Below are 13272 nucleotides of genomic sequence, written 5' to 3' on the forward strand. Positions count from 1 at the left end.
AGGAACGATTCAGTGGCCCCCAAGCCTACGAATATTCACTACGTCGGTGAGAAGCTCCCGGCCGTGGCCGAGCACCTCGATGCCGCCCGCGCAGACGTCCTCGCGTTCACCGCGTTTCCGAAGGATGTGTGGGTCCAGATCTGGTCGAACAACCCCACCGAGCGTCTGAACCGCGAGATCCGCCGCCGCACCGACTCGGTGGGCATCTTCCCCTCCCGCGAGGCGATCGTCCGCCTCGTCGGCGCGGTCCTGGCCGAGCAGACCGATGAATGGGCCGAAGGACGCCGCTACCTCGGCCTCGACGTCCTCGCCCGCTGCCGCCTCACCCTCACCACCAATCCCGTGAACGAGGTGAGCACCGATGCACTTCCCGCGCTGACAGCCTGATCCCTATCGCCGAAGGATCGCTACACCACTTCCGGGGACTTGACCCTGGTACAGCGGAGACCTGGTCGATCCGGTGCCACTCGACGTTGCACTAGCGGCCGAGCACGATGGGCCGGTGCGCTCCGCAGCATGCCTGGACGTCATCCAGCTCCTGGTGGACGGAGCACCCCTGACTCGAACGAGCGCTGATGGCCTCCGCCTCAGCGAACGCCCGAGCGACGTCCCGCGGCTCCCCGATGCCAGGGCCGGGTCGATCGACCCCGTCAACCTGGCTCTTCGCGGTTGGTGGTGAAGGAGAGCGTCGCGTCGCTGGCGTAGAACGGCCCGTGGTCCTGCTGTGATGGGTGTTGTCTAGACATCCACATTCCAGAGGACCACGAGCCTGTGCACGAGAATACTGGTTCACAGCGAGATGCTGCGAGCACGATCTTCAACCTGCCCGACTACCACGTCATCGACGCGATCGACCTGCCCGACGGAGGCCGTCGAGTGGTGATCGCCTCGACCGTCCCGCCCGGATGTCCGTCGTGCGGAGTGCTCGCGACCAAGGTCCACTCCCGCCGGTCCCAGCACGTCCGGGACGTCCCCGTGGCCGGGGCGATGGCGGTGGTGTGGGCCAAGCGACGCTGGTTCTGCCTCGAGCCGGCCTGCGCCCGGCGCACGTTCTGGGAAGCCACCGACCAGGTCCCGCACCGCGCGCGCTCAACGACCCGGCTGCGAAACCAGATCGTCTCCGCGGTGATCACCTCTGGCCGGGCAGCCTCGGAAGTCGCCCGGACCCATGGCGTCTCGTGGTGGCTGGTCCAGGCCGCGCTGGCGGCTGCCGCCGTGGTCCTGCCCACCGCCGAGGACGTGTCAGTGACGTGCCTGGGCATCGATGAGCACCGCTACCGGTCGGTGCGCTGGTTCCGCACCGACGACGGTGCCTGGAGACGGTTCGAGCCCTGGATGACGACCCTGGTCGACCTCTCCACCGGGCAGGTCCTCGGTATCGTCGACGGCCGGGACTCCACCGCCGTCGGCGACTGGCTCGCCCAGCGCTCCGAGCTCTGGCGGGAGCGGATCGAGATCGTCGCCATCGATCCCTCGGCCGCGTTCCGCAAAGCACTGCGGACCTACCTGCCCCGCGCTGCGGTCTCGGTCGACAAGTTCCACCTCGTCAAGCTCGGAAACGACATGGTCACCACCGTCCGTCAACGCCTAGCCCGCACCCATCGCGGTCGTCGCGGCCGCAAGGACGACCCGGCCTGGGCCCACCGGATGCTGTTGCTACGCGGCGCTGACACCCTCACTCCACGGGCCTGGGAGCGGTTGGAGACGGTGTTCCGCACCGACGACCCCACCGACGAGCTCTCCGCCGCCTGGGGCATCAAGGAGCAGCTCCGCCGCCTATTGGCGACCGACACCCTGGCTCAGGCCTGGGAGGAACGGATGCGGATGGGCTACTTCGTGCAGATCGCGAATATGCCCGAGGCGACCAAGCTCTACGACACCGTCGTGACCTGGTGGGACGCCATCGAGGTCCTCATCGTCACCGGCGCAACCACCGCTCGAGTCGAGGCCGCGAATACCGGCATCAAGAACATCAAACGCACTGGCCGCGGCTTCCGCAACGCCGAGAACTACCGGATGCGTATCCTGCTGACCAGCGCCGCGAGAACCGTAGCGTGAATACCCGCCCCAGCAGGATCATTCACCACGAACCGCGAAGAGCCGTCAACCTTGAGGTCCTCGACCACGGCCACGGGGTGTTGAGCCTGCGGGAGCTGAGAACAGGACTCTGGCTCGCGCCGGATGGGTACGGATATGTGCGCGCCAGCAGTGAGCGAATCGGTGGCTGGAGCGTCCAGGAGACGTTCCGCGCTCTGCGGGGCCCGGACGGACAGACTCGGCTGCAGCACGTGGCCAGCGGGTGCTGGGTACGCAGCGAACGGCAGACGGGAAAGCTCATCCTGGGCACGAGCGATCCTGCCGACGCTCTACCCCTCACCTGGCATGCGATCAGCACTCGAGAAGAGCAGGCGCGCAGAGCAGTGGACGGCGCGGACCTCGTGATCGCGGTGGTCGGCAACGAACCCCATGTGAACGGCAGAGAGACCGAGGACAGAACCTCACTGGCTCTCTCGGACCCTGATCGGCGACTCGTCGAGCTGCTGCCAGAGCCGGGGTCCCGAGCGCGCACTGCGCTCTTGCTGGTGTCGTCCTACCCCTACGATCTGGGCGTGCACGCGGACGCGGCCGAAGCGGTGCTCTGGAGCAGCCATGCCGGCGCCAGGCAGGGTCCCGCCCTCGCCTCGTTGCTGCTCGGACACCGCGAGTTCAGCGGACGCCTGGCACAGAGCTGGGTGCGCGAGAGCGCCCTGACGGACATCCTCGAGTACGACATGATCACCTCGGGAGCGACATACCTCTATGACCAGCCAGCGCAATTTGCCTTCGGGCACGGGCTGACACTCGCACCCACGCAGTGGACGCACCCTTCAGTGGAGGTCAACGGGGACGAAATTCAGGTGGCTATCACGCTCGAGCGCAATGCGACGACGACCGCTCATGAAGTGGTGCAGGTCTATGCGTCAACGGACTCCGCGTCGTATACGGGCGTTCGTGGGGCTGTGCCGTTGTTGCGTCTGATCGGTGCACACGTGGCTCACGTCCCTGCCTCTGGATCAGCACGGGTCACGTTCACGATTCCGTGGAGCCTGCTCCGCCTATGGTCGGACTCCGGCCAGGTGTTCACAGAGGCCTGGAATGGGGTCACGATCCACCTGGCCCGGTCCGCGGGATCCTTGGTGTGCAGCCGTCAGTTCACCTCCGCGCGCGGATGAGCGGCGACAGACCACCGCGACCGAACCCTGCTGGCTGTCATGGATTCCGCTGCTGGTTGGTGCGGCCCCTGTTTTCGGGCACGAAAAAAGGAGTGGGAGGAGCGAAACCCTAAAAGGGTCTCAAGCTCACTCCCACTCCCACAAAGATGTCCGGCGGCGACCTACTCTCCCACACCCTCCCGAGTGCAGTACCATCGGCGCAATCGAGCTTAGCTTCCGGGTTCGGAATGGAACCGGGCGTTTCCTCGACGCTATGACCGCCGTAACACAATGAGACAACCAGACCACCAGAACACCACCCCCATACAAGGGGACCAGGTGTCCTGAGGAGTTGTTCCTCGAGAACCGCACAGTGGACGCAAACACGCATAAACAATAAAAATGTTGTAGTAAGTCATCAGCCATTAGTACCAGTCAGCTCCACACATTGCTGTGCTTCCACATCTGGCCTATCAACCCAGTCATCTACTGGGGGCCTCTCACACCCGAAGGTGTATGGATATCTCATCTCGAAGCAGGCTTCCCGCTTAGATGCTTTCAGCGGTTATCCCTTCCCGACGTAGCCAACCAGCCATGCCCTTGGCAGAACAACTGGCACACCAGAGGTCAGTCCATCCCGGTCCTCTCGTACTAGGGACAGGACTTCTCAAATATCCAACGCGCGCAGCGGATAGGGACCGAACTGTCTCACGACGTTCTAAACCCAGCTCGCGTACCGCTTTAATGGGCGAACAGCCCAACCCTTGGGACCAACTCCAGCCCCAGGATGCGACGAGCCGACATCGAGGTGCCAAACCATGCCGTCGATATGAGCTCTTGGGCAAGATCAGCCTGTTATCCCCGGGGTACCTTTTATCCGTTGAGCGACACCCATTCCACAATGAGGTGCCGGATCACTAGTTCCTGCTTTCGCACCTGCCCGACATGTCTGTCTCGCAGTCAAGCTCCCTTGTGCACTTACACTCAACACCTGATTGCCAACCAGGCTGAGGGAACCTTTGAGCGCCTCCGTTACTCTTTAGGAGGCAACCGCCCCAGTTAAACTACCCATCAGACACTGTCCCTGATCCGGATCACGGACCGAGGTTAGGAATCCAAAACGACCAGAGTGGTATTTCAACAATGACTCCACACTCACTGGCGTGAATGCTTCCAAGTCTCCCACCTATCCTACACAAGCCGTTCCGAACACCAATATCAAACTATAGTAAAGGTCCCGGGGTCTTTCCGTCCTGCTGCGCGTAACGAGCATCTTTACTCGTAATGCAATTTCGCCGAGTTCGCGGTTGAGACAGTGGAGAAGTCGTTACGCCATTCGTGCAGGTCGGAACTTACCCGACAAGGAATTTCGCTACCTTAGGATGGTTATAGTTACCACCGCCGTTTACTGGGGCTTAAATTCTCAGCTTCGACACCGAAGTGTCTAACCGGTCCTCTTAACCTTCCAGCACCGGGCAGGCGTCAGTCCGTATACAGCGTCTTACGACTTCGCACGGACCTGTGTTTTTAGTAAACAGTCGCTTCTCCCTGGTCTCTGCGGCCCTCACCGCTCTCACGGTTCGGGCCCCCCTTCTCCCGAAGTTACGGGGGCATTTTGCCGAGTTCCTTAACCACGATTCTCTCGAACGCCTCGGTATTCTCTACCTGATCACCTGAGTCGGTTTAGGGTACGGGCGACCGTATTCGTCACGCCGGAACTTTTCTTGGCAGTACAGGATCACTCACCTACGCCCATACGGGATCCCCATCACGTCTGACCCTTGATGACCCCAGCATTACCCGGGGTCGGGCTGCACGCTTAGACGGACTATTCCATTAAGTCCGCGGAAGCTACCTCTCTGCGTCATTCCTCGCGCTGACCTACTACAACCTTGGTTCCCAGCCTCGTCAACCTCCACACCCCGAAGGGCATGGGGAAAACTCGGGTGGTTAGCATCGACTGCCTCGGTATGGGTCCTCCTACGATCGGTTCGGGAATATCAACCCGATGTCCATCGACTACGCCTGTCGGCCTCGCCTTAGGTCCCGACTAACCCAGGGCGGATAAACCTGGCCCTGGAACCCTTGATCAATCGGCGGACGGGTTTCTCACCCGTCTTTCGCTACTCATGCCTGCATTCTCACTCGTACAGCCTCCACCACTGGGTTCCCCCGCGGCTTCGCTGGCTGCACGACGCTCCCCTACCCATCCAGCCACAAGGACTGAATGACACAGCTTCGGCGGTGTGCTTGAGCCCCGCTAAATTGTCGGCGCAGAATCACTTGACCAGTGAGCTATTACGCACTCTTTCAAGGGTGGCTGCTTCTAAGCCAACCTCCTGGTTGTCTCAGCAACTCCACATCCTTTTCCACTTAGCACACGCTTAGGGGCCTTAGCTGATGTTCTGGGCTGTTTCCCTCTCGACTATGAAGCTTATCCCCCACAGTCTCACTGCTGCGCTCTAGCGTACCGGCATTCGGAGTTTGGCTAAGGTCAGTAACCCGGTGGGGCCCATCGCCTATCCAGTGCTCTACCTCCGGTACGGAACACGCAACGCTGCACCTAAATGCATTTCGGGGAGAACCAGCTATCACGAAGTTTGATTGGCCTTTCACCCCTATCCACAGGTCATCCCCTCCATTTTCAACTGAAGTGGGTTCGCGCCTCCACGCGGTCTTACCCGCGCTTCACACTGCCCATGGATAGATCACTTCGCTTCGGGTCTAGAGCCGGCGACTGAACGCCCCGTTCAGACTCGCTTTCGCTACGGCTACCCCACACGGGTTAACCTCGCCACCGACCACTAACTCGCAGGCTCATTCTTCAAAAGGCACGCCGTCACCCCTAAAGGCTCCGACGGATTGTAAGCACACGGTTTCAGGTACTATTTCACTCCCCTCCCGGGGTGCTTTTCACCTTTCCCTCACGGTACTTGTCCGCTATCGGTCAAGAGGTAGTATTTAGGCTTACCAGGTGGTCCTGGCAGATTCACACCAGATTTCACGGGTCCGGTGTTACTTGGGAACAGCATCGCGCCGTACATCGATTTCGTCTACGGGGGTCACACCCTCTACGCCGTCGCACTCAACACGACTTCGACTATCGCTATACGTCCACGCCGAGCTGCCGGCAGACAGCCCTGATACGTCCCACAACCCCCAACCTGCAACCCCTGCCGGGTATCACACAGACCAGGTTTAGCCTCATCCGAATTCGCTCGCCACTACTCACGGAATCACTTTTGTTTTCTCTTCCTGCGGGTACTGAGATGTTTCACTTCCCCGCGTTCCCTCCACACCGCCTATACATTCAGCGGTGGGTACCACGACATGACTCGTGGTGGGTTTCCCCATTCGGACATCCTCGGATCACAGTTCGGTTGTCAACTCCCCGAGGCTTAACGCAGACTCCCACGTCCTTCGTCGGCTCCTCTTGCCAAGGCATCCACCGTGTGCCCTTTAAAACTTACGGCAACACACAAAGACACAAAATCTTTAAAATTGCTTACAAGATGCTCGCGTCCACTATGCAGTTCTCAAGAAACAACCCCACACCAACCCCACCCACGCATTCGCGCCAGGCAAGATCAGGGAGGACCAGCCACACACCCCAAAAAAGACCCTCCCGAAGGACGGTCCCGTTGGGGCTGCGTGCAGCCTCACAACCCAATAGCGTGTCTCCACCTCAAACCACCCAGCACACCCGCTTTCCACACCCCCAAAAGGAGCGGTACTCACAAGCCATGCCAGCTGATGAAGCGCCTATTCGTTGATGTTCCACCCTTGAGCAACCACCCCCACCACACTCGGGCAGGAAAATGGCCACCATAATTGGTGATGCTCCTTAGAAAGGAGGTGATCCAGCCGCACCTTCCGGTACGGCTACCTTGTTACGACTTAGTCCCAATCACCGATCCCACCTTCGACAGCTCCCTCACGAGGATGGGCCACTGGCTTCGGGTGTTACCGACTTTCGTGACTTGACGGGCGGTGTGTACAAGGCCCGGGAACGTATTCACCGCAGCGTTGCTGATCTGCGATTACTAGCGACTCCGACTTCATGGGGTCGAGTTGCAGACCCCAATCCGAACTGAGGCCGGCTTTTTGGGATTCGCTCCACCTCACAGTTTCGCAACCCATTGTACCGACCATTGTAGCATGCTTGAAGCCCAAGACATAAGGGGCATGATGATTTGACGTCGTCCCCACCTTCCTCCGAGTTGACCCCGGCAGTCTCCTATGAGTCCCCACCATGACGTGCTGGCAACATAGAACGAGGGTTGCGCTCGTTGCGGGACTTAACCCAACATCTCACGACACGAGCTGACGACAACCATGCACCACCTGTGCACCAGTCCGAAGAAAACCACATCTCTGCAGTCGCCCGGTGCATGTCAAGCCTTGGTAAGGTTCTTCGCGTTGCATCGAATTAATCAGCATGCTCCGCCGCTTGTGCGGGCCCCCGTCAATTCCTTTGAGTTTTAGCCTTGCGGCCGTACTCCCCAGGCGGGGCACTTAATGCGTTAGCTACGACGCGGAAAACGTGGAATGTCCCCCACATCTAGTGCCCAACGTTTACGGCATGGACTACCAGGGTATCTAATCCTGTTCGCTACCCATGCTTTCGCTCCTCAGTGTCAGTAATGGCCCAGAGACCTGCCTTCGCCATCGGTGTTCTTCCTGATATCTGCGCATTTCACCGCTACACCAGGAGTTCCAGTCTCCCCTACCACACTCTAGCCTGCCCGTACCCACCGCACGCCCGAGGTTGAGCCTCGGGTTTTCACGGCAGACGCGACAAGCCACCTACGAGCTCTTTACGCCCAATAATTCCGGACAACGCTTGCGCCCTACGTATTACCGCGGCTGCTGGCACGTAGTTAGCCGGCGCTTCTTCTGCAGGTACCGTCACTTTCGCTTCTTCCCTACTGAAAGAGGTTTACAACCCGAAGGCCGTCATCCCTCACGCGGCGTCGCTGCATCAGGCTTTCGCCCATTGTGCAATATTCCCCACTGCTGCCTCCCGTAGGAGTCTGGGCCGTGTCTCAGTCCCAGTGTGGCCGGTCGCCCTCTCAGGCCGGCTACCCGTCATCGTCTTGGTGAGCCATTACCTCACCAACAAACTGATAGGCCGCGAGTCCATCCCTCACCGATAAATCTTTCCAACAACCACCATGCGGTAGAAGTTCATATCCGGTATTAGCCACGATTTCCCGAGGTTATCCCGAAGTGAGGGGCAGGTTACTCACGTGTTACTCACCCGTTCGCCACTAATCAGGCAGTGCAAGCACCACCGTCATCGTTCGACTTGCATGTGTTAAGCACGCCGCCAGCGTTCGTCCTGAGCCAGGATCAAACTCTCCATGAAAAAACATGAAAAACAGTATCCTGACAACATAAACAAACAACCAGCATATAACTGCTGTATCATCCGTATTATAATTGCCATTCAAAATAATGGCATCAACAAACAGACACGCTATTGAGATATCAAGCAACACGCGCACTCCGGGCTTCGAACCTTTCGGCTCTCCATCCCGAGGCAACTCCGCTAACTTACAACTTCCAGTTCTCCGAGTCAAATCGCTGCGGTGTGATCCGCGCCGCAATCTTCTTTCGGAAGACCTTCCGTGCCAGGTCAGTGCGGGAATTTCGGTCTGGCACGCTGGCCGTTCCTTGTTCCCGTTGTCCGGGGCACGAGGAAGAACATTACGGGCCTGGCGCACCCCCGTCAAGCCAGAACGACCATTTCCGAAGTGGCCTCGACCACACACGCCTTCCGGCGGCCTTGCGATTGCCAAAAGGCCTGGTCACGGCGCTCTCTTCGCGCTGGTTCCGCGCACCGGCTCATTCCTCGGGTCCTCGAGCACGCCGGTACCCGGGACTCAGGGGTGGGGCACTACTCCTCGGTGGAGAGCGACGATGCCTCCGCTGAGGTTCCGGTACTGGGTCTGCTCGAGGCCGGCGTCGATGAACCATCGGCGCAGCAGCTCCTGGTCCGGCCATTCGAGGATGGACTCCGCGAGGTACTCGTAGGCGTCGACCGTGGTCGCGACCTTGCCCGCCACCGCCGGCAGAGCACGCAGCAGGTACTTCTCGTACACGGTGCGGAACGGCTTCCAGGTGGGAGTCGAGAACTCGCAGACGACGATCCGGCCGCCGGGCCTGACAACCCGGGCCATCTCTGACAGCGCAGTTCTCGGCTCCTGCACGTTGCGCAGCCCGAAGGAGATGACGGCGGCGTCGAAGGAGTCGGTCGCGAAGGGCAGGTGCTGGGCGTCGGCACCCACGAAGGGCACCGGGGCACCACGGCGGCGGCCCTCGGCCATCATCCCGAGGGAGAAGTCTGCTGCGACTACCCGGGCCCCCGCGCGGGCGATCGCGGTGGTCGAGGTTCCGGTGCCGGCGGCGAGGTCCATGACCACATCGCCCTGCTCTATGTCGAGCGCCTCGACCATCAGCTCACGCCACATCCCCACCTGCCCCATGGCGGCGACGTCGTTCATCAGGTCATAACGTTTGGCGATACCGTCGAACATCGTCGCGACGTCGTACGGCTGCTTCTCGAGATCGGCACGGCTCATGCTCCGATCTTCCCACGCAAGTCGTCGCTCGCGGACCGACTGCGGCCCATCCGGCATCCGCTGGAAGAATGGGGACGGGCGCCCCGCACCGTCGGCGCCCCAGGCCCGCCCTCAGGAGGAGAACCCGAATGACCGATGCCAGCTCTGCACGCTCCGCAGCCATCAGCTCCCTGTCCATCCCTCAGGAGCTGCTTCCGGCCGACGGTCGCTTCGGCTCCGGCCCGTCGCGGATCCGTGCGGCGCAGATGGAGGCGCTGCAGTCGGTCTCGCGCTCGGTGCTCGGCACCTCTCACCGCCAGGCTCCGGTCAAGGACGTGGTGGGGCGGGTGCGCTCAGGACTGTCCGAGCTGTTCGCTCTGCCGGAGGGCTATGAGGTGGTGCTCGGGAACGGCGGCTCCACCGCATTCTGGGACGTGGCCGTGTTCGAGCTGATCGAGCGTCGCTCCCAGCATCTGGTGCTCGGAGAGTTCTCGCAGAAGTTCGCCTCCGAGGCCGCGGGCGCCCCGCACCTCGAAGATCCCGAGATTCTGCGCTCCGAACCCGGGGCGCTGCCTCAGGCAGCTGCGAACCCTGATGTCGATGCCTACGCCTGGCCGCACAACGAGACCTCGACCGGTGTGATGGCGCCGGTGCAGCGTCCGGCCGGTGCGGGCCAGGACCAGCTGGTCCTGGTCGATGCGACGTCGGTGGCCGGCGCCGCCGCGGTGGACATCTCGCAGACGGATGCGTACTACTTCGCCCCGCAGAAGGCATTCGCCTCGGACGGAGGCCTGTGGCTCAGCGTCCTGTCCCCCGCCGCGATCGAGCGTGCGCAGCGCCTCGGAGCAGCGAGCGACCGGTGGACGCCGTCGTTCCTCTCGCTCACGAGCGCGATCGAGAACTCCCGCAAGAACCAGACGTTGAACACTCCCGCGGTCGCCACCCTCGTGCTGCTCGCGGAGCAGATCGAATGGATGCTGGCGCAGGGCGGTCTGGCATGGGCGGACGCCCGGACCAGGGCCACCAGCGGAATGCTCCATGAGTGGGCCGCCCGACGCGACGAGATTACGCCCTTCGTCGCGGATGCTGCTGCGCGATCGCAGGTCGTGACCACCTTGGATGTGGACGAGGCGATCGATGCCACGGCGATCACCTCAGTGCTGCGCGCACACGGTGTGGTCGACATCGAGCCGTACCGGAAGCTGGGACGCAACCAGCTGCGGATCGCGACCTTCCCCGCCGTCGGCGAGGACGACACCGCGGCGCTGATCTCCGTGCTCGATCACGTGCTGGACGCGAGCCGCGACGCCTGACGCACACCCCGCAGAACACGACGGCCGGGCCATCCCTGTGGGGTGGTCCGGCCGTCATCATGTTCGGTCGAGTTGGGGCGGGCGTACCGGGAGGGCGAGCGCAGAGGCGGGCTGCCCGGTTCTCTCCCCCGACGTCGGTCAGTGTCGGGGCGGGATGAGGATCTGCCGCAGCAGTGTGGAGGCGTCCCGCAGGCCATCCCGCTGCGCAGGGGTGGCCTCGCCGAGCCGGGCGCGGAGCCACGCATCGCGCTGCTCGCGCCCCGCGAGCACCACCTGCAGGCCCTCTTCGGTCAACGTCACCCGGACCTGCCTGCCGTCGCCGGGGTGAGCGGCCCGCTCCACGAGTCCCGCCTCCTCCAGTCGCCCCAGGATCCTGGTCATCACCGGTGGGCTGACATGTTCGAAGTCAGCGAGGGCGCCGGGGGTGGATTCGCCGGCGCGCTGCAGGTAGGCCAGCACCGAGAACTGCGGCGCGGAGACGGCATCGGAGGCGGTGTGGGAGCGCAGGATCCTGGAGGAGACCAGCAGCACCCGCTGCAGCTCGGCAGCGAGCTCCGCGACCTGGGTCGCCTCAGCTGCGTCCACCCGCCCGGACGCCTCCACGCCCTCGGCGAGAGGACGCTGAGGATCCCTCGCGTCCGCCTCGCCGATGCCGGGGCTCACAGCAGCAGGCCCTCGATCGCGCCGCGCAGGAAGTACACGACGAACATCGCAGCGATGAGGTACATCAGCCAGTGCACCTCGCGGGCCTTGCCGCGCACCACCCGGATCAGCACGTACATGACGAAGCCTGCACCCATGCCGACGGTGATGGAGTAGGCGAAGGGCATCAGGATGATGGTGAGGAACGCGGGCACCGCGACCTCGACATCAGAGAAGTCGATGTCGGTGATCTGGGTCATCATCAGGAAGCCGACCATCACCAGCGCTGGGGTGGCCGCCTCGTAGGGGACCATCGCGACCAGCGGTGAGAGGAAGGTCGAGAGCAGGAACAGCACGCCCACCACGATCGCGGCGAGGCCGGTCCTGGCTCCCTCCGCCACCCCGGAGGTCGACTCGACGAAGCTGGTGTTCGAGGACACGCCGCCCAGGCCACCGGCGATGGCGGCGGCGGAGTCGACGACCAGGATCCGCTGGGAATGCGGGATGTCCCCGTCCTCCTCCACGAGGCCTGCACCGGAGGCGACGCCGACCATCGTGCCCATGGTGTCGAAGAAGTCGGCCAGCAGCAGGGAGAAGACGATGACGGTCGCTCCGATGACACCGGCAGCGGTGATCCCGCCGATGGGGTCCACCGTGAACAGGGTCGCGAAGTCTGGCATCTGGACCGGGAACTCGGAGATCGCCGGGACGTTCATCGCCCAGCCGCCGGGGTTGCCGGCTCCGGAGCCGTCGGGGGCGGCGAAGGCGCCGAGGTGCAGCACTCGCTCGATGACCATCGAGAGCACGGTCGCGGTGATGATCGCGATCAGGATCGCTCCGGGCACCTTGCGGATCCAGAGCACGAACATCAGCAGCAGACCGGTGACGAACACGAAGGTGGGCCAGCCGGTGAGCGAGCCGTCGTTGCCCAGCTGCACCGGGGTGCCTGCGGCGGTGGTCACGAACTTCGCGTTGAACAGACCGAGGAAGGCGATGAACAGGCCGATGCCCACGGCGATGGCGGTCTTGAGGAAGGGCGGGACCGCGTCGAACACCGCTTTGCGGAAGCCGGTGAACACCAGCACGAGGATCACGACGCCCTCGAGCAGCACCATCCCCATGGCACCGCCCCAGGTCATCCCGGGCAGCGGCACCACGGAATAGGCCAGGTAGGCGTTCAGGCCCAGTCCCGCTGCGAGGGCGAGCGGGAACTTGGCCCATGCCCCCATGAAGATGCTCAGCAGACCCGCGATGAGGGCGGTGCCCGCGGCGACCGCGGGGAGGTTCGGCTCGGCGCCGCCTCCGAGGTACATGCCGGTCGAATCGGGGACGGTGCCGATGATCAACGGATTCAGCACCACGATGTAGCACATCGAGAAGAAGGTCACCAGGCCGCCACGGATCTCCCTGCTGAGCGTCGATCCACGCTCTGAGATCTTGAAGTAGCGGTCCAGTCCGGACCGGGGAGCCACGGCCGTCGAGCCGGTGGTCGAGGAGGGGGACGAGGGTTCAGCCTGCTGCATGGGACGAATCGTATCCGTCCTCGACCCTGCCGTTCCCCCC

Annotated in this window: 6 protein-coding genes, 3 rRNA genes and 1 pseudogene; 4 read left to right on the forward strand and 6 right to left on the reverse strand. The window is 62.6% G+C overall.

Translation table 11 applies throughout. From position 1 onward, the window contains the following. Positions 1-33 precede the first annotated feature (33 nt). From ACT3UF_RS15485 to ACT3UF_RS15495, 3 genes and pseudogenes are all read left to right on the forward strand, one after another. A pseudogene (locus tag ACT3UF_RS15485) lies at positions 34-387 on the forward strand (transposase); the annotation flags it as partial. 384 nt (positions 388-771) lie between these two features. Beyond that, positions 772-2058 (forward strand): ISL3 family transposase, encoded by a 1287-nt coding sequence (locus ACT3UF_RS15490; protein ID WP_444608143.1) that lies wholly within the window; start codon positions 772-774, stop codon positions 2056-2058. Beyond that, positions 2055-3212 (forward strand): glycoside hydrolase family 3 C-terminal domain-containing protein, encoded by a 1158-nt coding sequence (locus ACT3UF_RS15495; RefSeq protein ID WP_444608426.1) that lies wholly within the window; start codon positions 2055-2057, stop codon positions 3210-3212. Before ACT3UF_RS15490 ends, ACT3UF_RS15495 begins: the two co-directional genes overlap by 4 nt. Positions 3213-3360: 148 nt before the next feature. On the opposite strand, the gene rrf is transcribed toward ACT3UF_RS15495, so the two are convergent. The 4 genes from rrf to ACT3UF_RS15515 form a co-directional block, all read right to left on the reverse strand. Next, positions 3361-3477 (reverse strand): 5S ribosomal RNA (gene rrf / locus ACT3UF_RS15500). 120 nt (positions 3478-3597) lie between these two features. Then, positions 3598-6663, reverse strand: a 23S ribosomal RNA gene (locus ACT3UF_RS15505). Between the two features lie 376 nt (positions 6664-7039). Then, positions 7040-8559 (reverse strand): 16S ribosomal RNA (locus ACT3UF_RS15510). Together the 16S, 23S and 5S rRNA genes form the textbook arrangement of a ribosomal RNA operon. A 517-nt stretch (positions 8560-9076) precedes the next feature. Next, the gene (locus tag ACT3UF_RS15515; RefSeq protein ID WP_441445557.1) at positions 9077-9775 is read right to left on the reverse strand and encodes a demethylmenaquinone methyltransferase; all 699 of its coding nucleotides are present in this window, start codon (positions 9773-9775) and stop codon (positions 9077-9079) included. Positions 9776-9903: 128 nt separating this feature from the next. On the opposite strand from ACT3UF_RS15515, the gene serC reads away from it, so the two are divergent. After that, entirely contained in the window at positions 9904-11067 is a 1164-nt protein-coding gene (gene serC / locus ACT3UF_RS15520; protein ID WP_441445556.1) for a phosphoserine transaminase, read from the forward strand. A gap of 138 nt (positions 11068-11205) precedes the next feature. Here serC and ACT3UF_RS15525 read toward each other — a convergent pair whose 3' ends face one another. Both ACT3UF_RS15525 and ACT3UF_RS15530 read right to left on the reverse strand, forming a co-directional pair. Next, on the reverse strand, positions 11206-11730 hold the full coding sequence (locus ACT3UF_RS15525) for a MarR family winged helix-turn-helix transcriptional regulator (protein WP_441445555.1): 525 nt from the start codon (positions 11728-11730) through the stop codon (positions 11206-11208). Beyond that, positions 11727-13232, reverse strand: a complete 1506-nt coding sequence (locus tag ACT3UF_RS15530) for an NCS2 family permease (RefSeq protein WP_441445554.1) — start codon at positions 13230-13232, stop codon at positions 11727-11729. The genes ACT3UF_RS15525 and ACT3UF_RS15530 overlap by 4 nt, the downstream gene beginning before the upstream one ends. Positions 13233-13272: the final 40 nt, after the last annotated feature.

Origin of the sequence: Brachybacterium sp. AOP24-D1-21, assembly GCF_052378665.1 — a bacterium.
In the GTDB taxonomy this organism is placed as follows: domain Bacteria; phylum Actinomycetota; class Actinomycetes; order Actinomycetales; family Dermabacteraceae; genus Brachybacterium.